This window comes from Winslowiella toletana (genome assembly GCF_032164335.1).
Classification (GTDB): Bacteria; Pseudomonadota; Gammaproteobacteria; order Enterobacterales; family Enterobacteriaceae; genus Erwinia; species Erwinia toletana_A.
This window is the reverse complement of the sequence record NZ_CP134152.1, coordinates 1,198,484-1,222,290: the sequence shown is the minus strand read 5'-3', so window position 1 is coordinate 1,222,290 and position 23,807 is coordinate 1,198,484. Positions and strand designations below refer to the sequence as shown.

General features: G+C 51.3%; 21 protein-coding genes. 12 read left to right on the top strand and 9 right to left on the bottom strand.

Features of this window, described 5'->3' with window-relative positions; all coding sequences use genetic code 11:
* Positions 1-42 precede the first annotated feature (42 nt).
* From ppiD to bolA, 7 genes are all read right to left on the bottom strand, one after another.
* Positions 43-1,911, bottom strand: coding sequence for a peptidylprolyl isomerase (ppiD, locus tag RIN69_RS05635; protein ID WP_313856125.1), 1,869 nt, complete (start codon positions 1,909-1,911; stop codon positions 43-45).
* Between the two features lie 252 nt (positions 1,912-2,163).
* The gene (hupB, locus tag RIN69_RS05630) at positions 2,164-2,436 is read right to left on the bottom strand and encodes a nucleoid-associated protein HU-beta (protein ID WP_313856124.1); all 273 of its coding nucleotides are present in this window, start codon (positions 2,434-2,436) and stop codon (positions 2,164-2,166) included.
* 213 nt (positions 2,437-2,649) lie between these two features.
* Positions 2,650-5,004 (bottom strand): endopeptidase La, encoded by a 2,355-nt coding sequence (gene lon, locus RIN69_RS05625; protein WP_313856122.1) that lies wholly within the window; start codon positions 5,002-5,004, stop codon positions 2,650-2,652.
* Positions 5,005-5,193: 189 nt separating this feature from the next.
* Positions 5,194-6,468: an ATP-dependent protease ATP-binding subunit ClpX gene (gene clpX / locus RIN69_RS05620; RefSeq protein ID WP_267141425.1), complete on the bottom strand. Its 1,275-nt coding sequence runs from the start codon at positions 6,466-6,468 to the stop codon at positions 5,194-5,196.
* A 124-nt stretch (positions 6,469-6,592) separates the two neighbouring features.
* The gene (clpP, locus tag RIN69_RS05615; protein WP_313856121.1) at positions 6,593-7,216 is read right to left on the bottom strand and encodes an ATP-dependent Clp endopeptidase proteolytic subunit ClpP; all 624 of its coding nucleotides are present in this window, start codon (positions 7,214-7,216) and stop codon (positions 6,593-6,595) included.
* 346 nt (positions 7,217-7,562) lie between these two features.
* Positions 7,563-8,867 carry a trigger factor gene (gene tig / locus RIN69_RS05610; protein WP_313856120.1) on the bottom strand — a complete coding sequence of 435 codons (1,305 nt, stop codon included), beginning with the start codon at positions 8,865-8,867 and terminating at the stop codon, positions 7,563-7,565.
* Positions 8,868-9,209: 342 nt separating this feature from the next.
* Positions 9,210-9,524: a transcriptional regulator BolA gene (gene bolA / locus RIN69_RS05605; RefSeq protein WP_052899271.1), complete on the bottom strand. Its 315-nt coding sequence runs from the start codon at positions 9,522-9,524 to the stop codon at positions 9,210-9,212.
* 276 nt (positions 9,525-9,800) lie between these two features.
* On the opposite strand from bolA, the gene RIN69_RS05600 reads away from it, so the two are divergent.
* The 8 genes from RIN69_RS05600 to RIN69_RS05565 all read left to right on the top strand — a co-directional run bounded on the left by RIN69_RS05600 (position 9,801) and on the right by RIN69_RS05565 (position 18,748).
* Positions 9,801-10,379, top strand: coding sequence for a lipoprotein (locus tag RIN69_RS05600; protein WP_313856118.1), 579 nt, complete (start codon positions 9,801-9,803; stop codon positions 10,377-10,379).
* A gap of 128 nt (positions 10,380-10,507) precedes the next feature.
* Positions 10,508-11,983: a muropeptide MFS transporter AmpG gene (ampG, locus tag RIN69_RS05595; RefSeq protein ID WP_313856117.1), complete on the top strand. Its 1,476-nt coding sequence runs from the start codon at positions 10,508-10,510 to the stop codon at positions 11,981-11,983.
* A gap of 457 nt (positions 11,984-12,440) precedes the next feature.
* Positions 12,441-13,367, top strand: coding sequence for a cytochrome o ubiquinol oxidase subunit II (cyoA, locus tag RIN69_RS05590; RefSeq protein WP_313856116.1), 927 nt, complete (start codon positions 12,441-12,443; stop codon positions 13,365-13,367).
* 4 nt (positions 13,368-13,371) lie between these two features.
* Positions 13,372-15,354 carry a cytochrome o ubiquinol oxidase subunit I gene (gene cyoB / locus RIN69_RS05585; RefSeq protein WP_313856115.1) on the top strand — a complete coding sequence of 661 codons (1,983 nt, stop codon included), beginning with the start codon at positions 13,372-13,374 and terminating at the stop codon, positions 15,352-15,354.
* Positions 15,354-15,968 carry a cytochrome o ubiquinol oxidase subunit III gene (locus RIN69_RS05580; protein ID WP_313856114.1) on the top strand — a complete coding sequence of 205 codons (615 nt, stop codon included), beginning with the start codon at positions 15,354-15,356 and terminating at the stop codon, positions 15,966-15,968. Before cyoB ends, RIN69_RS05580 begins: the two co-directional genes overlap by 1 nt.
* Positions 15,968-16,297, top strand: a complete 330-nt coding sequence (locus RIN69_RS05575) for a cytochrome o ubiquinol oxidase subunit IV (protein ID WP_052899266.1) — start codon at positions 15,968-15,970, stop codon at positions 16,295-16,297. The genes RIN69_RS05580 and RIN69_RS05575 overlap by 1 nt, the downstream gene beginning before the upstream one ends.
* Before the next feature lie 13 nt (positions 16,298-16,310).
* Positions 16,311-17,198, top strand: coding sequence for a heme o synthase (gene cyoE, locus RIN69_RS05570; RefSeq protein ID WP_052899265.1), 888 nt, complete (start codon positions 16,311-16,313; stop codon positions 17,196-17,198).
* A 185-nt stretch (positions 17,199-17,383) separates the two neighbouring features.
* Positions 17,384-18,748, top strand: coding sequence for an MFS transporter (locus tag RIN69_RS05565; protein WP_313856113.1), 1,365 nt, complete (start codon positions 17,384-17,386; stop codon positions 18,746-18,748).
* A gap of 76 nt (positions 18,749-18,824) precedes the next feature.
* Here RIN69_RS05565 and RIN69_RS05560 read toward each other — a convergent pair whose 3' ends face one another.
* Complete coding sequence (locus tag RIN69_RS05560; RefSeq protein ID WP_313856111.1) at positions 18,825-19,316, bottom strand: YajQ family cyclic di-GMP-binding protein; 492 nt, start codon at positions 19,314-19,316, stop codon at positions 18,825-18,827.
* Positions 19,317-19,453: 137 nt separating this feature from the next.
* Here RIN69_RS05560 and panE point away from each other — a divergent pair, with 137 nt between their 5' ends.
* Entirely contained in the window at positions 19,454-20,374 is a 921-nt protein-coding gene (panE, locus tag RIN69_RS05555; protein WP_313856109.1) for a 2-dehydropantoate 2-reductase, read from the top strand.
* Entirely contained in the window at positions 20,328-20,933 is a 606-nt protein-coding gene (gene yajL, locus RIN69_RS05550; protein WP_313856107.1) for a protein deglycase YajL, read from the top strand. Before panE ends, yajL begins: the two co-directional genes overlap by 47 nt.
* Before the next feature lie 48 nt (positions 20,934-20,981).
* Here yajL and thiI read toward each other — a convergent pair whose 3' ends face one another.
* Positions 20,982-22,430, bottom strand: a complete 1,449-nt coding sequence (gene thiI, locus RIN69_RS05545) for a tRNA uracil 4-sulfurtransferase ThiI (RefSeq protein ID WP_313856105.1) — start codon at positions 22,428-22,430, stop codon at positions 20,982-20,984.
* Between the two features lie 233 nt (positions 22,431-22,663).
* On the opposite strand from thiI, the gene xseB reads away from it, so the two are divergent.
* Both xseB and ispA read left to right on the top strand, forming a co-directional pair.
* The gene (xseB, locus tag RIN69_RS05540; RefSeq protein ID WP_313856104.1) at positions 22,664-22,906 is read left to right on the top strand and encodes an exodeoxyribonuclease VII small subunit; all 243 of its coding nucleotides are present in this window, start codon (positions 22,664-22,666) and stop codon (positions 22,904-22,906) included.
* Positions 22,906-23,805, top strand: coding sequence for a (2E,6E)-farnesyl diphosphate synthase (gene ispA / locus RIN69_RS05535; protein ID WP_313857613.1), 900 nt, complete (start codon positions 22,906-22,908; stop codon positions 23,803-23,805). Before xseB ends, ispA begins: the two co-directional genes overlap by 1 nt.
* Positions 23,806-23,807 lie beyond the last annotated feature (2 nt).

Genomic DNA, 23,807 nt, shown 5'->3' with positions numbered 1-23,807 from the left:
CGGCCTTTTCTGTTGCAACGGGTTGCATTTTAATTGCGAGGATTACTGTGCCTGTGCAGCAGCGCCATACTTAATTTTGGCGTCTTTACGCAGGTTGCTCAGCAGTGCTTCAAAAGCGATTTGCGCATTGTTCTGGGTCATGCCCTCGATCATTGCTTTCTTCTGCTCTTCCGGCATGCTGCCAGCCTGCACTTTATCCAGTGACAGCAGCACAACATTGCCCTGCATATCTTCGCTGATGCCATAAGAGGCATGGTCTTTCGTCGGCTCCGGCAGCGCAAACACCGCCTGAGTGATTGCGTCCTGACCGTTACGCGTCAGGGTTTTGCTTTCACCAAAGCTCAGGCCTGCCGCTTTCAGCGCATCCTGTTTGCCCGCTTTCAGCTCGGCAATGATTTTGTCAGCATCCGCTTTCGCCTGCTTAACCGCTTTATTGTGCTTAACGGTATCAACAATCTGCGCCTGAACCTCAGCAAACGGTTTCACCGCTTCGGCTTTATGTTCGGTGGTGCGCAGAACAAATGCACGATCGCCATCAACGGTAATGATGTCGGAGTTGCTGCCCGGCGCGCCGCCTTCTCCAACTAAGCCGCCGTTGAAGATCGCCTGCTCTACCGGTTTGAAGTTCAGCTCGGCTGGCAGATTGTCTTTACCAAACCAGCTGGTCTCAACCGCCTTCACACCCGCCGCCTCTTCTGCGCTGGCCAGTGACTCGTTATCATTACTCGCTGCGTCACTGACTTTCTGCTGCAGTTTGTAATACGCGTCGATAGCTTTTTCCTGCTTCACTTTATCAGCGATAGCATCACGGACTTCAGACAGCGGTTTAATCTTCTCTGGCTGAATATCGTCAAGACGCGCCACCAGGAAACCAACAGAAGAGTTGATCACTCCAGAGAGCTGGCCTTTGCTGGTCAGGTTAGCGTCTTTCAGCTCATCAGGCGTGGTAGAAGGCTCCAGCCAGCCCATATCACCGCCTTTGCGTGCAGAGATCGGATCGACTGATTTTTCTTTCGCCAGAGCAGCAAAGTCACCGCCCTGCTTCAGCTGATCGAGAACCGCCTGCGCTTCTGCTTCGGTTTTGGTCTGAATGATGCTGTAGCGATTACGCTGCGGTTGGCCATAGTCAGCTTTATTATCTTCATACCAGCTCTGAATTTCGCTGTCGCTGGCCGGCTGCTGCATGCTTGCCGCATCCAGCTTGATATAGCTGACACGGAACTGCTCTGGCGCCATAAAGCTGTTTTGATTCTGCTGGTAGTAGTTTTTGCTCTCTTCGTCGCTGACGGTCTGCTGCGCCGCCAGCTTATTGACGTCGATAGTCGCAGTACGCACCAGGCGCTCTTGTGAAACTAATGCTGCCAGCGCGTCTGACTCACCTTGCAGCATAAAGTCGGTACCGGCCACTGCCGTCACCAGTTGCTGACTGGTCAGCTGCTTACGCAGTGCTTCGGCATATTGATCGGGGCTGAAGCCCATATTGCCGATCAGCGCCTGATATTTGGCATTATCAAATTTGCCATCGGTCTGGAATGCTGGCTGTTCGAAGATTGCCTGTTTGATCTGGTCATCACTGATGCCCAGTTTCAGATCTTTGGCGTACTGGCCCAGCAGCACTTCATCAATCAGCTGAGACAACGCCTGCTGACGCATCTGCTGCATATAGCCTTCGTTACTGGCCAGCTGAGAGAACTGCTCGCCCAGCATCTGCTGCTGACGGCTACGCTCAGTGGAAAAAGCTCGCTCTAATTGCGACCGGCTGATCTCCTGACCGTTAACTTTTGCTGCGTAGTCTCCGTTACCGCCAATCAAAAAGTCGCCGACCCCGGTCAGCACGAATGACAGGATAATCAGTCCCAAAATAATTTTGAGCACGACATGGTTCGACGCCGCGCGTAAATTGTCCATCATGGTATGCCAACACTCCGCTGTAGTGTGAATGTAAACCCTACGTTTTCATCCCGCATCCTCGCGGGAATTCGACGCTGCTGCACTTCAGGCCTGCAGCATTCGGCCAGGTTTTGACACGCGCAAACAGCGTTTGTCACAGATAACGATAAAAAAAGGCACATCAATTGCCTGATGTGCCCTTATGTTACATGAGAACGCTTTGTCAGTCCTCAATCCACCGAAGAAATTGCTTCAATGTAGGATTAACTGCTATCAGTTTACCGCGTCTTTCAGCGCTTTACCGGCACGGAAGCCAGGAACTTTACCCGCTGGGATGGTGATCTCTTTACCCGTCTGAGGGTTACGGCCAGTACGCTCTGAACGCTCGCGAACAGAGAAAGTACCAAAACCAACCAGCGCCACTTCTTCACCTGCTTTCAGAGAATCGGAAATGGAAACCATAAAAGCATCTAATACACGTCCAGCTGCTGCTTTGGAAATGTCAGCATTCGCAGCAATTTTGTCGATCAACTGTGACTTATTCACTCTATTCATCCCCTCTTTATTATTCACATCGTACCCGAGCATCCCGCCCTGCACGATCGCGCAGCAAGTTATATCAAGCCTGAAGTGCTGAAACAATATTTAATCATTAACAGTTTCATCTCAGCAGCCCTCTAAATTAGCGAGTCAAAAAAAAGCTGGCAAGCCCGATTTGACTTACCAGCTGCACTTTTTGACGCTTTTTGTCTTAAATCACTATTTTACAGTCGCAACCTGCATGCCGTATGGGGCATTTTGCAACGCCAGCGCCAGCACTTCCTCAATGCGCTTCACCGGATGAATTTCCAGATCGGCAATCACGTTATCAGGAATCTCTTCCAGATCGCGTTTGTTCTCATCAGGAATCAGCACGGTTTTGATACCACCACGGTGTGCCGCCAGCAGTTTCTCTTTCAGGCCACCAATCGGCAGAACCTGACCACGCAGCGTGATCTCACCGGTCATCGCCACATCGGCACGAACCGGATTACCGGTCAGGCAGGAAACCAGCGCGGTACACATTGCAATACCCGCGCTCGGGCCATCTTTTGGCGTAGCGCCTTCTGGCACGTGCACGTGGATATCACGTTTTTCGTAGAAGTCACCGTTGATACCCAGTTTCTCCGCACGTGCGCGTACCACGGTTAACGCTGCCTGGATCGACTCCTGCATCACTTCACCGAGTGAACCGGTGTAAGTCAGCTTGCCTTTACCCGGAACACAGGCGGTTTCGATGGTCAGCAGATCGCCGCCGACTTCGGTCCACGCCAGTCCAGTCACCTGACCAACGCGGTTTTCACTTTCTGCGCGGCCATAGTCAAAGCGCTGCACGCCAAGGAAATCTTTGAGGTTATCGCCGTTGATTTCGATGTGTTTGACAGCTTTGTCCATCAGCAGCGCTTTCACCGCTTTACGACACAGTTTCGACAGTTCACGCTCCAGGCTACGCACCCCGGCTTCACGGGTGTAGTAGCGGATAATGCCGACGATAGCGCTGTCGTCCACCGAAATTTCATTTTTCTTCAGCGCGTTACGCTCAATCTGCTTTGGCAGCAGGTGCTGTTTAGCGATGTTCAGTTTTTCATCTTCGGTATAACCCGACAGACGAATCACTTCCATACGGTCAAGCAGCGGAGCCGGAATGTTCATGGAGTTTGACGTCGCGACAAACATCACATCGGAGAGATCGTAATCCACTTCCAGATAGTGATCGTTAAACGCGATGTTCTGCTCCGGATCTAACACTTCCAGCAGTGCAGAAGCCGGGTCGCCACGCATATCTGACGACATTTTGTCGATCTCATCCAACAGGAAAAGCGGGTTTTTAACGCCGACTTTCGCCATTTTCTGAATCAGTTTGCCCGGCATAGAGCCGATATAGGTACGGCGGTGACCACGGATTTCCGCTTCGTCACGCACGCCACCCAACGCCATGCGCACGTATTTACGTCCGGTGGCTTTGGCAATCGACTGGCCCAGTGAGGTTTTACCAACACCCGGCGGCCCTACCAGACACAGAATCGGCCCTTTAATCTTGCTGACGCGACTCTGTACCGCTAAATATTCCAGAATGCGGTCTTTGACGCGCTCGAGACCAAAGTGGTCGGTATCCAGCGTTTCCTGCGCTTTAAGCAGGTCTTTCTTCACCTTGCTGCGGGCGTTCCACGGAACCTGAACCATCCAGTCAATGTAACCGCGCACCACGGTCGCTTCTGCTGACATCGGCGACATCATTTTCAGCTTCTGCAGCTCAGCTTCGGTTTTTTCGCGCGCTTCTTTTGGCATTTTTGCCGCATCGATTTTGCGCTTCAGGGCTTCATTTTCGTCAGGTGCGTCATCCATTTCGCCCAGTTCTTTCTGAATCGCCTTCATCTGCTCATTCAGATAGTACTCGCGCTGACTTTTTTCCATCTGTTTTTTGACGCGGTTGCGGATGCGTTTTTCTACCTGCAACAGGTCAATTTCAGATTCCATCATCGCCATCAGATATTCCAGACGTTCGTTAACGTCTGACATCTCCAGCACCGACTGTTTATCCGCCAGCTTCAGTGGCATATGCGCAGCAACGGTATCGGCCAGACGTGCGGCGTCATCGATGCTGTTCAGCGACGTCAGCACTTCTGGTGGAATTTTTTTGTTCAGTTTGATGTAGCCTTCAAACTGATTAATCGCGGTGCGTACCAGCACTTCCTGCTCACGCTCTTCGATTTCTGGTGAAACCAGATATTCCGCCTGTGCAGTAAAGTGGTCGCCGTTATCAGCCAGGGTAGTGATATGCGCACGCTGTAAGCCTTCCACCAGCACTTTTACCGTGCCATCTGGCAACTTCAGCATTTGCAATATTGAGGCAACGGTCCCTACCGAGAAGAGATCGTTAATGCCAGGTTCATCCGTTGAAGCCTCTTTCTGTGCAACCAGCATGATCTTTTTATCGTGATCCATGGCGGCTTCGAGGCACCGAATCGATTTTTCCCGACCAACAAACAACGGAATTACCATGTGCGGATAAACCACTACGTCGCGCAGAGGCAACACAGGGATTTCAATGCGTTCAGAACGCTCAGGATTCATAGAGCTCTCTCTTAGTTTAATGTCCGCCAGGGTGATGGGAACCGCATAATGCAGTAAAAGTGCGGTCAACCCACAGGTATTTGAGTATATGGGGATGAATGTCAGACATTCAACGTAAAGCTGGAGAGAAAAATAAAAGGGGAAAGAATTTTCCCCTTTTTAGATAACTGTCTGGATTGATTTGGTTATTTATTCGCCAGAAGCTTGTTGTGCTTCAGGCTTACCGTAAATCAGCATCGGATCGGTTTGCTCATCGATCACTGATTCATCAATCACCACTTTCTCCACGTCATCCATTGAAGGCAAATCGTACATGGTGTTCAGCAGCGCACCCTCGACGATAGAACGCAGACCACGCGCACCGGTTTTACGCGACATGGCTTTTTTGGCAATCGCCGTTAACGCCTCGTCACGGAATTCCAGCTCCACGCCTTCCAGGTTAAACAACGCCTGGTACTGTTTAGTCAGCGCATTCTTCGGCTCACGCAGAATCTGGATCAACGCTTCTTCACTCAGCTCATTCAGCGTTGCCACAACAGGCAGACGACCAATAAACTCAGGAATCAGACCAAACTTGATCAGATCTTCCGGTTCCACCTGCTCAAGCAGCTGGCCTTCAGACGCTTTCTGCGATTTACCTTTTACCGTCGCACCGAAACCAATACCGGAGCCGGTTTCAACACGCTGCGAAATCACTTTATCCAGGCCGGCAAACGCACCGCCACAGATAAACAGGATCTTCGAGGTGTCGACCTGCAGGAACTCCTGCTGCGGATGTTTACGCCCGCCCTGCGGCGGCACCGCGGCAACCGTACCTTCGATCAGCTTCAGCAATGCCTGCTGCACGCCCTCACCGGAAACATCACGCGTAATTGACGGGTTATCCGACTTACGTGAGATTTTATCAATCTCATCGATGTAAACGATGCCGCGCTGGGCTTTCTGCACGTCGTAGTCGCACTTCTGCAACAGTTTCTGAATGATGTTTTCGACATCCTCACCCACATAACCGGCTTCGGTCAGGGTGGTGGCATCGGCCATAGTAAATGGCACATCCAACAGACGCGCTAAGGTTTCTGCCAGCAGCGTTTTACCGCTACCAGTAGGACCGATCAGCAGAATGTTACTCTTGCCCAACTCAATACCATTGCTGGTATCGCCATTGCGCAGGCGCTTGTAGTGGTTGTAGACCGCAACGGCCAGCACCTTTTTCGCCTTCTCCTGACCGATAACATAATCATCGAGGTGATGGCGGATTTCGTGCGGCGTCGGCAGCGCACTGCGCTCGCGGTGCGGGGCCACTTCTTTAATCTCTTCGCGAATGATGTCATTACACAGATCGACACACTCATCGCAGATATACACTGACGGCCCGGCAATCAGCTTGCGCACTTCATGCTGGCTTTTGCCGCAAAAAGAGCAGTACAGCAGCTTTCCTGAACCGTCTTTGCGCTTATCTGTCATCAGTTAACCTCTTCATTTATTCGTCCGCATGCTTTGCGGCGATGACAACGCCTGGCGCTGCCCTCGATAGTGCAACTCTCGGCGCTGGACTCACTAACTATAGTCCGAACAGCGGATTTGAGCCTTATTCGCGATGCGTCAGGATGGAATCGACTAAACCATACTCTACAGCTTCACTCGCGGAGAGGAAACGATCGCGTTCAGTGTCTCTCTCTATTTCTTCAAGAGATTTACCCGTATGTTCAGCCATTAACTGGTTCATGCGCTGTTTCACTTTCAGAATTTCACGCGCATGAATCTCAATATCGGTCGCCTGGCCCTGATAACCACCTAACGGCTGGTGAATCATTACGCGCGAGTTTGGCAGGCAGTAACGCTTACCTTTAGTGCCCGCAGTCAGCAGGAACGCGCCCATGGAACAGGCCTGGCCCATACAAATAGTGCTGACATCCGGCTTGATGAATTTCATGGTGTCGTAAATCGACATACCTGCGGTAATTACGCCACCAGGAGAGTTGATGTAGAGATGGATGTCTTTTTCCGGATTTTCCGCTTCAAGAAACAGCATCTGCGCCACAATCAGATTTGCCATATGATCCTCAACCTGACCGGTAAGGAAAATAATGCGCTCTTTCAGCAGGCGCGAAAAGATGTCGTAAGATCGCTCTCCGCGCGAAGTTTGTTCAACCACCATTGGCACCAAAGCCATATGAGGTGCAGTTTGTTCACGTTCGCCACTGTATGACATTACCGTCTCCTGGATAAATTTCATTTGGCAACACTCTGTACCGATTCTACTAGAGTGAGTCGGGGAATACGAAGATTCCCGAGGTTCACTCGCCGACGCCATCCGGACGGTCAATCAGCCAGCATTCAATAACGGGTATATGCATAAACTATCTGGGGATGCTGCCCTGGTATTTCAAGCATAACAACGTTTTCGTCAATCGCTAACCAGGAAAAACAGCATAGACGATAATTCGTCGCATAATTAAGCAAATAACTGTTAAAAGGTGACGTTTGATAGAAAATGATCAAGAAAAAGCCCGCGACCTTGCGGCTGCGGGCTTGATTTATCTGACAGAAAAATCCGATCAGGCAGAAGCAGTCTGATTCATCAGATCCTGGAAGCCAGTCGCTTTTTCAGTCACTTTTGCTTTAGCCAGAACCGCTTCAACCGCTTGTTCTTCCAGAGCAACGTTACGCATGTTGTTCATCAGCTCATTGTTTTTGCTGTAGAACTCGATAACTTCCTGCGGATCTTCATACGCAGAAGCCATCTCTTCGATCAGCGCTTTAACGCGATCTTCGTCAGCTTTCAGCTCATGGGTACGAATCACTTCACCCAGCAGTAAACCAACCACTACGCGACGTTTTGCCTGCTCTTCGAACAGTTCACGTGGCAATTCAAACGCTTGTTTCTCGTTACCACCGAAACGCTGAGCAGCCTGACGACGCAGAACGTCGATTTCGCTGTCAATCAGTGCTGCCGGAACGTCGATTTCATTTGCGTTAACCAGACCGTCGATTGCCTGAGTTTTCACACGGTTACGCACTGCGCCTTTCAGCTCGCGCTCCATGTTTTTACGCACTTCGGCACGCAGACCTTCAACGGAGCCATCTTCAACGCCGAAACGCTTGATGAACTCTTCGGTGAATTCTGGCAGCTCGCGCTCTTCAACTTTTTTCAGCACGATGTCGAACTTCGCTGCTTTACCTTTCAGGTTTTCAGCGTGGTAATCGTCCGGGAAGTTAACGTCGATGGTGAACTCTTCGCCAGCTTTATGGCCAACAACACCTTCTTCGAAACCTGGGATCATACGACCCTGGCCCATTGCCAGTACGAAGTCAGACGCTTTGCCGCCTTCGAACTCTTCGCCGTCGACAGAACCGGTGAAATCGATAGTTGCGCGATCTTCAGCAGTCGCAGCAGCATCGGTCTCTTTCCAGGTCGCCTGCTGCTTACGCAGGGTGTCCAGCATGGTATCGACGTCAGCATCGGTCACTTCAACAACCGGTTTTTCAACTTCGATTGCGTCCAGACCTTTCAGCTCAACTTCCGGATAGACTTCGAATTCAACCGCAAAAGTGAAGTCTTCACCCGTTTTGTACTCGCCTGGCACGTAGTTAGGTGCGCCAGCCGGATTAATTTTTTCTTTGATGATCGCGTCAACAAAGTTGCGCTGCATCAGTTCGCCCAGCACGTCCTGACGAACAGAAGCACCGTAACGCTGTGCAACAACGGTCATCGGTACTTTGCCTTTACGGAAGCCATCGATACGTACTTTTTTAGCCACGTCGACCAGCTCTTTTTTAACAGCGCTCTCGATGCTGTCAGCAGCGACAGTAATCGTAACGCGACGGCCCAGGCCCTGAGTGGTTTCTACTGAAACTTGCATCTTGTTACCTCAAAAAAAATCACGTGCTCGGTCAACTTCAGACAGCACACAAACCGCATCAGGCGATAGTGTGCGCTCTCTAACAACCGGGACGGCCTCTGTTGTCAGAACCGAATTCCCTGTTACCAGAAGCGTCCCGAAGACATTCCGGAAAAATAGACGCAGCATTATAGCGGCATCGCCGGACTGAGTCGAGAACGCAAAATCGCCCCAAACCCACCGTTTTTTACAAATTCCGCTACAAATCGCAAAATATTGCCCCGTTATTTACGCGGACAGATAATGCGGCACAAAACGACAAAACGGCCCGCAGGCCGTTTTCTTTAATTAACATCCCTGAAATCAGGCCAGGGTACCGGCACCACGACAATTTGGTGATGCGGGTACAGTATCCTGCAACCCTTCCCACTCTTTAACGGTGTAAGTATGCAGCGCCAGCGCGTGCACACTACCTGCTAACTCATCGGCTAACACACCATAAATGGCACGATGCCGCATCAGGAAACGTTGGTTCGTGAAACTGTCACTGACAATGATCACTTTGAAGTGACTTTCCGAACCAGCTGGCACGTTATGACGGTAACTTTCGTCGTTGACCTCCAGATGAACCGGATTAAACGCCGTGCGTAACTTTTCTTCTATTTGTCCGCGAATCATAACTACACTCCTCTACGGCAGCGAGCTGCGCCCCATCTCTTTAAATAATAGTCGGTTTTTAATCCAACCCGCGGTTTCGCGAAGAAAATTTCTCAAGCTGTTCTTTTCTCAGGTTGTCATCAACAGCGCTTCGCTGAACCACTTGCCCTTCGCGGAGTCCTAAATTACCGCAAGCTGATGAATTTACGCCCTCTCAGGGCTTCCCTCCACGCCTGCCAATGATATGATGGCCGACGTTTTGTCAGCAATACAACTTACGCGAATGAGAAAATACGCATGTTAAAAAAATTATTATTTCCGCTGCTGGCCGTATTTATTCTGGCTGGCTGTGCCAACAACAGCAATACATTAAACGTTTCACCTAAGATCGATCTGCCACAGCAGGATCCAAGCCTGACCGGCATCACGGTCAGCATCAACGGTGCCGATCAACGTAGCGACCAGGCACTGGCAAAAGTGAATCGCGATGGCCAGCTGGTTACCCTGACGCCTTCGCGCGATCTGCGCTTCCTGCTGCAGGAAGTGCTTGAGAAACAAATGGGCGCCCGTGGCTATATGATTGGACCGAACGGCGCGGTGGATCTGCAAATTGTGGTTAACAATCTGTATGCCGATGTCACTCAGGGCAGCGTGCGTTACAGCATTACCACCAAAGCTGATATCTCTATTATCGCCACGGCGAAAAACGGTAATAAGCAGGTGAAAAACTATCGTCAGACCTACAGTGTTGAAGGCGCTTTCAGCGCTAACAATGAAAAAATCACTAAAGCGGTTAACGCAACCCTTGGCGACGTGATTTCTGATATGGCGCAAGACACCAGCATCCATACCTTTATTAAGCAAAACGCACGTTAAGTTGCTGCGGGTGGTGCAAACGCCACCCTGACGGATATTCTATGCACGGGCGGTATTTTTCGCCGCCCGTAATGATAATGTTCTGCGGCGTTTCCGATAGCCCGACCGTTATGTGATACCGAGATTTTATGGGCAATAACTACCTTCGCATTTTCACTCAACGTAACGCCGCCCTTCTGCTGTTGTTAGGCTTCGCTTCCGGTTTACCTCTTGCATTAACCTCCGGCACGCTGCAGGCGTGGATGACCGTTGAGAATGTCGACCTGAAAACCATTGGTTTCTTCTCACTGGTCGGCCAGGCGTATGTATTCAAGTTCCTCTGGTCGCCGATGATGGACCGTTACACGCCGCCATTCCTCGGGCGTCGTCGCGGCTGGTTATTGATCTCGCAGCTGCTGTTAATTGCCGGCATAGTGGCGATGGGCTTTATGGAGCCGTCGCGCAATCTGACGATGCTGGCTGCCCTGGCGGTGCTGGTCGCCTTCTGCTCGGCATCGCAGGATATTGTTTTTGACGCGTGGAAAACCGATGTGCTGCCAGCGGAAGAGCGCGGCAGCGGCGCGGCGATTACGGTTTTAGGCTATCGGCTGGCAATGCTGGTATCGGGCGGGCTGGCACTGTGGCTGGCCGATCGCTATCTCGGCTGGCAGGCGACCTACTGGCTGATGGCGCTGATGATGGTGCCCGGAGTGATTGCGACGCTGTGCGCCAGCGAACCGACGGATGCCATTCCCAAGCCGCGCAGCCTGGAACAGGCCGTCATGGAACCGCTGCGCGACTTTTTTAACCGCAACAATGCCTGGCTGATTCTTTCCTTAATTGTGTTGTACAAGCTCGGCGATGCGTTTGCTGCCAGCCTGACTACCACTTTCCTGATTCGCGGCGTTGGTTTTGACGCCGGAGAGGTCGGGCTGGTTAACAAAACCCTTGGCCTGCTGGCGACAATCATCGGTGCCCTGTACGGCGGCGTATTGATGCAGCGCCTGACGCTGTTTCGCGCCTTGATGATCTTTGGTATTTTGCAGGCGGTTTCAAATCTCGGCTACTGGATACTGTCGGTCACTGATAAACAGATGCTCAGCATGGCCAGTGCGGTATTTGTTGAGAATCTTTGTGGCGGCATGGGCACCGCCGCTTTTGTTGCGCTGCTGATGACACTCTGCAACAAATCCTTTTCTGCTACCCAATTTGCGCTGCTCTCTGCGCTGTCGGCCGTTGGTCGGGTGTATGTTGGTCCGGTTGCCGGATGGTTTGTCGAGCTTTGGGGCTGGCCGACGTTTTATGCCTTTTCGGTGGTCGCCGCGCTTCCCGGGCTGCTGCTGCTGGCCGGTTGCAAACGCACGCTGGAATATACTCAGGCTACCGACAGCTTTATGCCACGTACGGCGTTCCGCAGTGGTTATCGCTGGGCGCTACGCGCGCTGACCGCTGGCTGCGTAATACTGGCGGGCTGGTTGCTGCTGTTGGCTATCGACGCGTTGGGATGGGAGGTGAGTGGTGGCTTACTGACTTCACTGTTTGAACTGGCTATGGTGCTGGCGCTGACCGGCATTGTTATCGGCTCGCTGCTGGATTATCTGGCACAACGTAAAACCACTGAGTGAAAATTTCGGCCTGTTACCACATGACGGGCCGTTCATCTTTTCACCAGCGAGACAAAATTTCCGCTGTAAATCATTTACCCCGTTCAGGTTATTTTTAAAAAAAAGACGTCGGCAACTATGTTGTTTTTTGTACTATATTAAAAACCGGTACGTTATTATTTTTGTATATTTAATATCACCCAAATGATACAGATTTGTTAAATATTTGAGTAGTAAATTCGATGGTTATATCGCCACGGTTTTTTCCTCAGAAAAAATAAGCCATTTCTGTTATATTAGCGCCAACTCATTGTGGTCGTTAATATTTTGTCATTATGAGTAACATCTGTGACACCCTTAGCAAAAGGTGTCAACACTGGCCTGACACAATCTTAAGCTGGTTTACAGTGCCGAAACCTTGCCGTAAAATGCCGCCACACTTAAACGACAATAGAGCCCTTGTCATTGAGGTCGTTAAATGAGACTCATGAAATACAATAAAAGTTTGGGGATTTTGTCATTAATTGCAGGCACTTTATTGTTAAGTGGCTGTGATAGTGCATTGTTAAATCCCAAAGGACAGATTGCATTGGAGCAACGTTCGCTGATACTGACCGCTTTCGGTTTGATGTTGATCGTCGTTATTCCGGCAGTCTTAATGGCAGTGGTGTTCGCCTGGAAATATCGGGAGTCCAACACCAAGGCAAAATACAGCCCTAACTGGTCACACTCGAATAAAGTGGAAGCCGTAGTCTGGACTGTGCCGATCCTGATCATCGTGTTCCTTGGTATTCTGACGTGGAAATCAACCCACGCGCTGGAACCAAGCAAACCGCTGGTCTCTGATGTCAAGCCTATCGAAATTGATGTGGTGGCGCTGGACTGGAAATGGCTGTTTATCTACCCTGAGCAGGGTATTGCAACCGTAAACCAGATCGCCTTCCCGGCGAACACGCCAGTGAACTTTAAGATCACCTCTAATTCCGTGATGAACTCCTTCTTCATTCCTACCCTTGGTAGCCAGATTTACGCTATGGCGGGTATGCAGACTAAACTGCACTTGATTGCGAATGAACCCGGCACGTTTGACGGCATCTCTTCCAACTTTAGTGGTAAAGGCTTCTCTGGCATGAAGTTTAAAGCCATCGCAACTGCTGACAATGCGGCATTTGAGCAGTGGGTCGCTAAAGTGAAGCAGTCGCCAAATACCTTAACCACGATGGATGAATTCGAAAAAATCGCTGCACCTAGCGAGAATCATCCAGTTGAGTTCTTCTCTACCGCTAATCCTGAATTGTTCAAGCAAGTCATTGGCAAATTCAAGATGAGCCACGGGAAGATGGACATGTCTGAACACGAAGGCATGGACATGAGCGAAGCCTCTCACGCTGGAGCTGAGGAATAACACGATGTTGGGAAAATTAACACTGGATGCAGTACCGTTACACGAGCCAATTATCGTGATTACGGTTGCCGCCATTATTCTTGGTGGTCTGGCACTTGCTGGTGCATTAACTTACTTCGGTAAGTGGAAATACCTGTGGACCGAGTGGCTGACTTCCGTCGACCACAAACGCCTCGGTATCATGTATATCATTATGGCTTTCGTCATGTTGCTGCGCGGCTTTGCCGATGCGGTAATGATGCGTAGCCAGCAGGTTCTGGCCTCCGCAGGTGAAGCCGGCTTCTTGCCACCCCATCACTACGATCAGATCTTCACCGCCCACGGCGTGATTATGATCTTCTTCGTGGCGATGCCGTTTGTTGTCGGTCTGATGAACATCGCTGTTCCTTTGCAGATTGGCGCACGCGACGTGGCCTTCCCGTTCCTGAACAACCTCAGCTTCTGGTTTACTGCTGTCGGTGTGGTGCTGGTTAACCTGTCACTGGGTGTGGGCGAATTCGCACAGACCGGCTGGCTGGCTTATCCACCGCTCTCTGGCGCGGAGTACAGTCCGGGGGTCGGGGTCGACTACTGGATATGGAGCCTGCAGTTGTCCGGTATCGGTACGACATTAACCGGGATTAACTTCTTCGTTACTATCCTGAAAATGCGTGCACCGGGCATGACCATGTTCAAGATGCCAGTATTTACCTGGGCATCTCTGTGTACTAACGTTCTGATTATCGCTTCTTTCCCGGTGTTGACCGTAACACTGGCGTTGCTGACCCTTGATCGCTATCTGGGCTTCCATTTCTTTACCAATGATATGGGCGGCAACATGATGATGTACGTCAACCTGATTTGGGTTTGGGGTCATCCGGAAGTGTACATCCTGGTTCTGCCGGTCTTCGGTGTGTTCTCCGAAGTGGTTGCAACCTTCTCTAAAAAACGTCTGTTTGGTTACACCTCACTGGTATGGGCAACGGTAGTTATTACCATCCTGTCCTTTATCGTGTGGCTGCACCACTTCTTCACCATGGGTGCAGGTGCGAACGTTAACGCCTTCTTCGGTATTATGACGATGATTATCGCCATTCCGACCGGTGTTAAAATCTTTAACTGGCTGTTCACCATGTACCAGGGCCGCATCGTGATGCACTCTGCCATGCTGTGGACTGTTGGCTTCCTGGTCACCTTCTCTGTTGGTGGTATGACCGGTGTTCTGCTGGCGGTTCCAGGTGCTGACTTCGTGCTGCACAACAGTCTGTTCCTGATTGCACACTTCCATAACGTGATTATCGGTGGTGTGGTGTTCGGTTGTTTTGCTGGTGTGACTTACTGGTTCCCGAAAGCATTCGGCTTCACCCTGAACGAAACCTGGGGTAAACGCGCGTTCTGGTTCTGGATCATCGGCTTCTTCACTGCCTTTATGCCGCTGTACGTGCTTGGCTTTATGGGTATGACCCGTCGTCTGAGCCAGGATATCGATCCTCAGTTCCACTCGATGCTGGTTGTTGCAGCCTTCGGTGCGGCACTGATTGCATGTGGTGTGATTTGTCAGGCAATTCAGTTCTACGTTTCTGTCCGTGACCGTGAGCTGAACCGTGATGTGACTGGCGACCCGTGGGGCGGCCGTACGCTGGAGTGGGCAACCTCTTCTCCACCGCCGTTCTATAACTTTGCCGTAATTCCAGAAATTCACGAACGTGATGCTTTCTGGGAAATCAAAGAGAAAGGTGAAGCATACAAGCAGCCTGCTCATTACGAAGAAATCCACATGCCGAAAAACAGCGGCGCGGGTGTCGTAATTGGCTTCTTCAGCCTGATCTTTGGTTTTGCTGCAATCTGGCACATCTGGTGGTTAGTTGGTCTGTCATTCCTCGGTATGATCCTGACTTGGGTGATTAAGAGCTTTGACGAAGACGTGGACTACTACGTACCGGTTGCAGAAGTCGAGAAAATCGAGAATCAGCACTTTGACGAAATTACCAAAGCAGGCCTGAAATAATGTCAACTGAAACTCTGAATAAACACCACGACGCCCATGCGGAGCATGGGCATCACGATGCAGGAGCCAATAAAGTCTTTGGCTTCTGGATCTACCTGATGAGTGACTGCATTATCTTCGCAACCCTGTTTGCGACCTATGCAGTAATGGTCAACAGCACTGCTGGCGGCCCGTCTGGTAAAGATATTTTTGAACTGCCGTTTGTACTGGTAGAAACCGCACTGCTGTTATTTAGCTCTATTACCTATGGTTTTGCTGTTATCAGCATGAACAAAGGTGCTAAAGCAGCGGTTAACGGCTGGCTGGCACTGACTTTCCTGTTTGGTGTCGGCTTTATCGGTATGGAGATCTACGAATTCCATCATCTGATCGCTGAAGGCTTTGGTCCACAGCGTAGCGGCTTCCTGTCTGCCTTCTTTACCTTAGTCGGCACGCACGGTCTGCACGTGACCTCTGGTCTGATCTGGATGCTGGTACTGATGTATCAGATCTCCCGTCGCGGCCTGAACGCGACCAACCGCACCCGTATCATGTGCCTGAGCATGTTCTGGCACTTCCTTGATGTGGTATGGATCTGCGTATTCACCGTTGTCTATCTGATGGGGGCCATGTAATGAGTCATTCTGCAAACGAACATGGTGCATCTCACGGTAGCGTGAAGTCATATATGATCGGCTTTGTTCTGTCGATCATCCTGACGGGTATCCCATTCTGGATGGTTATGGATGGCGGTGCTTCTCACGGTACTATCCTGGGTGTGGTTCTGGTTTGTGCGGTCGTTCAGGTGCTGGTGCATCTGGCGTACTTCCTGCACCTGAATACCTCTTCGGATGAAGGTTGGAATATGGTTGCTATTGTGTTCGCAGCAATCATTATCCTGATCGTTGTTGTTGGCTCGATATGGATCATGTGGAACCTCAACTACAACATGATGGTTCACTAAAGAGTCGCCTGTGATGATTAAGCAATACCTGCAAGTAACGAAACCAGGAATTATTTTCGGAAATTTAATTTCTGTCATCGGGGGATTCCTGTTGGCCTCTAAGGGCAACATCGATTATTCCCTGTTTCTCACCACCTTAGTCGGTGTCTCTCTGGTGGTCGCATCAGGTTGTGTTTACAACAACTTTATCGACCGCGATATCGACAAAAAAATGGAGAGAACGAAAAACCGAGTGATGGTCAAAGGACTTATCTCGCCGACAGTAATCCTGGTTTATGCAACCGTTCTGGGTATTGCTGGCTTTGCGTTGCTGTACCTTGGCGCTAATCCGCTGGCCATGTGGCTGGCGGTGATGGGCTTCGTGGTTTATGTCGGCGTATACAGTCTGTATATGAAGCGTAAATCAGTATACGGCACGTTAGTCGGTAGTCTTTCCGGCGCAGCGCCGCCGGTTATCGGCTACTGTGCGGTGACCAACGAGTTTGATGCCGGAGCATTGATCCTGCTGGCTATCTTTAGCCTGTGGCAGATGCCGCATTCCTATGCGATTGCTATCTTCCGCTTTAAAGATTATCAGGCAGCGAATATCCCGGTTCTGCCAGTGGTAAAAGGCATTTCGGTGGCAAAACACCATATCACGGTGTATATCATCGCGTTTATGGTAGCCACGCTGATGCTGACCCTCAGCGGTTACGCGGGTTACAAATATCTGGTGGTTGCAGCTGCGGTGAGCGTGTGGTGGCTGGGGATGGCACTGAAAGGTTACAACACTTCAAACGATCGCGTTTGGGCTCGTAAACTGTTTGTCTTCTCCATCGTCGCCATTACCTCACTGAGCGTGATGATGTCTGTAGACTTTATGGCTCCTGCCTCTAAAGATCTGCTGACTTACGTCTGGTAACGACAAAGCACATCACTAAGGGCGCGTTTATCGCGCCCTTTCTTTTTGTTACCACTGCTTAAACACTTATGTTTTACCTGCCCTGCCCTGATACTTAAAATGACCCAATGAATGAAGATGCTATTCCATCAGGTTATTCGCCTGACCAATAGTACCTGGTGGAATAGACTCTAACTGAGGTTTTAATGAACGATAATAAAATGACTCCAGTCGAGCTACGCGCGACCTGGGGTTTAGGGACCGTTTTTTCCCTGCGTATGCTGGGAATGTTTATGGTCTTACCGGTACTGACCACTTATGGCATGGCGTTACAGGGAGCCAGCGAAGCGCTGATTGGGCTGGCGATTGGTATTTACGGGCTGGCGCAAGCTATCTTCCAGATTCCCTTTGGCCTGCTTTCAGACCGTATTGGCCGTAAACCGCTGATCGTTGGCGGGCTGTTAGTGTTTGTGCTGGGTAGCGTGATTGCCGCCTGCACCACCTCCATCTGGGGAGTCATTCTTGGCCGTGCTTTACAAGGCTCCGGCGCGATTGCGGCTGCGGTAATGGCGCTGTTGTCGGATTTAACTCGCGAACAGAATCGCACCAAAGCGATGGCATTTATCGGCATCAGTTTTGGTGTTACTTTTGCCATTGCGATGGTGGTCGGCCCAATTGTCACTCATGCGTTGGGCCTGCATGCGCTGTTCTGGATGATTGCCATCCTCGCAACACTCGGCATCGTGATCACCCTGCTGGTGGTGCCCTCCTCGACGCACCATGTGTTGAATCGTGAATCCGGCATGGTCAAAGCCAGTATTCGTGAGGTGCTGGCTAATCCACGCCTGCTGAAGCTCAATTTTGGCATCCTTTGCCTGCACATTCTGTTGATGTCGAGTTTCGTCGCGCTACCTGGACAATTTGAACAGGCCGGTTTTCCGCCTGAGCAGCACTGGAAAGTCTATCTGGCTACCATGCTGATTGCCTTTGCCGCTGTGATCCCGTTTATCATCTATGCGGAAGTGAAACGCCGTATGAAGCGCGTTTTTGTCGGCTGCGTGGCGCTGATCCTGATAGCTGAGATTGTGCTGTGGGGCGCAGGTAACCACTTCTGGACCCTGGTGTTTGGCGTGCAGCTGTTCTTCCTCGCCTTCAATCTGATGGAGGCGATTTTGCCGTCGCTGATCAGTAAAGAGTCACCTCCGGGCTACAAAGGGACGGCGATGGGGGTTTACTCCACCAGCCAGTTTATTGGCGTGGCGATTGGCGGTAGCCTTGGCGGCTGGATTTTTGGCAATGTTGATGCGCAGAGCGTTTTCCTGCTGGGTGCAGTGCTGGCCGCGGTGTGGCTGTTTGTCAGCTTCAGTATGCATGAACCGCCTTACGTCAGCAGTTTGCGCATTACGCTCAATGATGCTCAGGGCAGTTTCGAGAAAGTTGAGCAGCGGCTGAAAGCACAGCCTGGCGTCGCGGCAGTGTTTATCGTGCCGGAAGAGAAAAGTGCGTATGTTAAAATTGACAGCAAGATGACCAACCGCGTTGAGTTAGAGGCGCTGGTAGCCTCGGCGTAGTCGTTTTCGGCGGCGTAAACGCCGCCGCTACGCAAACTTTATGTTAAGGCGGCAGTCGATTTCGCCGCCTCTGTTATCAGTCGCGGAAGTTTTTGAACTGGAACGGCTGTCCCAAATCGCCATTGCGCACTAACGCCATCGCGCTCTGCAAATCATCACGCGACTTACCGTTAACCCGCACTTCATCGCCCTGAATCTGCGACTGCACTTTAATTTTGCTGTCTTTGATCAGCTTAACGATCTTCTTCGCCATTTCGGTCTCGATGCCCTGTTTCATTTTGGCTTCGACGCTCCAGGTTTTACCGCTATGTTCAATCTGCTCTGCCACATCGAGTGAGGCACCCTCGATACCACGCTTCAGCAGCTTCTCGCGCAGGATATCCACCAGCTGTTTTACCTGGAAATCTGATTCACTGATCACTTTTATCGATTCGTTTTGCTCATTCAGCTCAAAGCTGGCGGTAACGTTACGAAAATCAAAGCGGGTGGACAGCTCGCGGTTGGCATTTTCCACCGCATTGCGTACTTCTTGCATGTCGATTTCAGAAACAATATCGAAAGATGGCATGATTTATTCTCCAGATTCTAAAGTGACATGCATAATACTCGGTTGTCTGGTTCAAAGAAAACCGCCAGCAGAGAAAGCTATAATTAAAACTGTGCCGGGTGAGGCGCAGTGTATAAACCCGTACGCGGGGAGGAATAATGAAAATTACCGTTCTGGGTTGCGGTGCGTTGGGGCAAATTTGGTTATCTGCCCTCCATAAACAGGGAAATGACGTTCAGGGATGGCTGAGAGTTCCGCAGCCCTACTGTTCTGCGAACATTATCGACCTTGAAGGCAATACGGTTAATCAGACCTGGATTGCCAACGATCCGCAGTTTTTGGCGCAAACCGAATTATTACTGGTGACGCTTAAGGCGTGGCAGGTTTCTGAAGCCTTGCGCAGCCTGCAAACACAGTTACCTGCTGACTGCCCGATTTTACTGCTGCATAACGGCATGGGCACGCTGGATGAGCTGAAAGATCTGCCACAGCCGATTCTGCAAGGTATTACTACCCATGCCGCTAAACGTGATGGCACCGTGATTATTCATGTTGCCAACGGTGTCACCCATATCGGCCCCGGCACGCCAGAAAGTGCCGGGCTGAGCGATCTGGCGGAAGTGCTGCATCAGGCGCTGCCTGACGTTGCCTGGCATAATCATATGGCGTCGGCCAGCTGGCAGAAGCTGGCAGTTAACTGCGTGATAAACCCGTTGACGGTGATCTGGAACTGTAGCAATGGCGACCTGCTGGCACACCGCGAGCAGATCGTGCGCCTGTGCGAAGAAATTGCCACCGTTATGGAACGCGAAGGCCAGCACACCTCGCCGGACAGCCTGCTGGATTATGTTCTCGCGGTCATCGAAAGCACCGCCGGGAATACCTCGTCGATGCTGCAAGATATCCGCGCCGAACGCCGCACGGAAATTGAATATATTACCGGCTATCTGCTACGTCGCGCACGCGCCCAGGGGATTGCTACGCCGGAAAACAGTCGTCTGTATGAATTGATTAAGCGAAAGGAGCAAGATTATGAGCGCGAACGCATCGGTGCTGGTTTGCCTGGCACATGGAACTGAGGAAACTGAAGCGGTCACTACCATCGACTTACTGGTTCGTGGCGGCCTGAACGTCACCACCGCCAGCGTGGAGAGTAATGGTGAACGCGAAATAGTCTGCTCACGCGGCGTGCGCCTGCTGGCCGATGCGCCACTGGTAGAAGTGGCGGATAATGACTTTGCGGCCATCGTGCTGCCCGGTGGCCTGAAGGGCGCCGAAACTTTCCGCGACAGCCCGCTGCTGGTGGAAAGCGTGCGTCAGTTTCATCTTTCCGGCCGCATTGTTGCCGCTATCTGTGCCGCCGCCGGGACGGTGCTGGTTCCCCATGATCTGTTTCCGGTCGGTAATATGACCGGTTATCCGGGCCTGAAAGAGACCATACCAGCAGAAAAATGGATGGATCGCCGCGTGGTATGGGATCCGCGCGTTAACTTACTGACCAGCCAGGGGCCGGGTACGGCGATTGATTTTGCGCTGAAGCTGATTGATTTGTTGGTCGGCAAGGAGAAAGCACACGAAGTAGCGTCGCAGCTGGTGTTAGCCGCCGGGATTTTTGATTATCGCGAGTGGGTAGAATAAGGCAGCCATTAACAACGGGCGGCGTACATAAACGCCGCCCGTTCAGAACTATGGGCGATAAACCTTCACGTTTTTAAAGCCCTGTTCGTGCAGATACAGCGCCTGTAAACGGCTCATCACGCCACGATCACAGTACAGCAACCAGGTTTTACTCTGATCGAGGTCGCCAAACTGGCTGCTGAGCTTGTAGAACGGCAGCGATTTCACTTCCATCCCCTCAATCTCCAGCGGTTTGTCGTCCTGCTCATCGATTGAGCGAATATCCAGCACCACATCATTTGCGCTAAATGAGGCAACGGTTTCAACTTCCACCACCTCTTCCTGCGTCTGGGTAGCGATTTCGCGGATATCAACATTGGTCGCTTCCTGCACCACCTGGTCGAGAATGGCAAAATCGAAGTTCTGCTCTTCCGCTTCAATCTTCGCCTTCACCGCTTTCACCGTCGGGCTTTTCGAAATAACACCACAGTATTCCGGCATGGTACGGGCGAAATCTTCGGTGCCGATATGGCGCGCCAGATTGATGATATGCTCTTTGTCGTGCGAAATCAGCGGACGCAGAATTAAGGTATCGCTGGCATTATCGATCAGCCGCAGGTTAGTCAGCGTCTGGCTGGAAACCTGACCCAGTGCCTCACCGGTCACCAGCGCCTGTACGCCGTAACGCTCAGCCACGCGCGAAGCCGCACGTACCATCATACGCTTCAGCACCACGCCCATCTGGCCATCATCGACTTTTTCCAGAATCTCACCGACTACCGGTTCAAAGTTGATCGCCACAAACCGTACCCGGTGCGAGCTGCCAAAGCGATTCCACAGGTAGTGTGCGACCTGACGTACGCCAATTTCATGCGCTGCACCGCCAAGATTGAAGAAACAGTAGTGCACACGGCAGCCACGACGCATCAGCATATAGCTGGAAACGCCAGAGTCAAAACCACCGGAGATCAGTGACAGTACATCTTCCTGAGTACCGATCGGGAAGCCACCAATACCTTCATAGCGGCCAGTGACCAGCAGCAGGCGATCGTTTTCAATCTCCAGATTAACCGTCACCTGTGGCTGATTGAGTTTCACCTGTGCGCTGGCGACATGCTGATTCAGTCCACCACCGACATAGCGTTCGACGTCCTGTGAGCTAAACTCGTGCTTACCACGGCGTTTTACGCGCACGCAGAAGGTTTTGCCTTCAATACGCTCACGATTTAGCTCCAGCGTCTGCTCGAAGATGTCATGAACATCGGTATAAGCGCGGTCTTCGACGGCCAGAATGTGATGAATACCGGGAATTCGCGTCAGCAGATCAACAATGGTGCTGCGCAGCTCTTCGTTTTTAGAGCGAACTTCAATATGATCCCAATGGCGAACGACCGCCAGCGAGTCATCGTGGTGCTTGAGAACGTTACGAATATTCCCCGTCAGTATTTTGATGAAGCGCAAGCGCACAGATTGGCTCTTGATTGTGATTTCGGGGAACAATTTAATGATAAACTTCATGGCGGCACAGGTTCGTTAGGCAATTAAGGGCTGAAAAGCACAGCACTTAGCTGTTAAAATCAATGTATTGCAAAGTAGCCTGAGCCCTTTGCATCCGAGGCGCGAAAGTATACCACCTTTGACTGGCGACTGCTTCAGCAACCGCCGCCCATATCATTATTTTGCTAATTAATTCCAGTCGGCTACCATAGCTGCCAGCAAGATGATGAAAAACCACTGAGCCGATACGTATTATGCCGAAAAAAGCCGAACAGCCCGCCAGTTTTGAGACCTCACTGCAGCAGCTTGAACAGATTGTCACTCGTCTGGAAAGTGGTGATCTGCCGCTGGAAGAGGCGCTGAACGAATTTGAGCGCGGCGTGCAACTGGCGCGTACAGGTCAGCAAAAACTGCAGCAGGCCGAGCAGCGCGTCCAGATTTTACTGAGCGACGACAAAGATGCAGAACTCTCTCCTTTCACTCCGGAAAGTGAATGATGGATTTCGCCAGTTTACTTGATGCCTATCACCAGCGCGTAAATGGCGCGCTGAGCCGCATGCTGGCGCCACTGCCTTTTCAGAGTTCTCCTCTGGTGAAGGCCATGGAATATGGCGCATTATTGGGCGGCAAAAGATTACGTCCGTTTCTGGTTTACGCGACCGGTGAGATGTTAAAAGCCGACCCGGCCAGCCTGGATGCCCCAGCGGCGGCGGTGGAATGTATTCATGCATACTCCCTGATCCACGACGATCTACCGGCAATGGACAACGACAGCCTGCGTCGTGGTCAACCCACCTGTCATATTAAATTCGGTGAAGAGACGGCGATTCTGGCGGGCGATGCCCTGCAAACACTGGCGTTTACCATCCTCGCAGATCAACCAATGCCGGGAGTCAGCGCCGTGGATCGTATTGCGATGATCTCTGAACTGGCGCAGGCCAGCGGTGTGGCTGGAATGTGCGGCGGTCAGGCGCTTGATCTGGCAGCCGAAGGTAAGCAAATTGATTTAACCGCACTGGAGCAGATTCATCGCCATAAAACTGGCGCGTTGATCCGCTCCGCCGTGCGCTTAGGTGCATTAACCGCAGGTGAACGTGGACGCCAGGCGATGCCTGCGCTCGATCGCTATGCCAATGCGGTCGGCTTAGCCTTCCAGGTTCAGGACGATATTCTGGATGTGGTCGGGGACACCGCCGTGCTGGGCAAACGTCAGGGTGCCGACCAGGATTTAGGTAAAAGTACCTATCCGGCGTTAATGGGGCTGGAAAATGCCCGCTCAAAGGCCTGGGACCTCTATCAGGAGTCGCTCAGCGCTCTGGAAACGCTTGCTGCGCAATCATTTAATACAACGTCATTACAAGCGTTAGCAAGTTTCATAATTGAACGCGATAAATAACT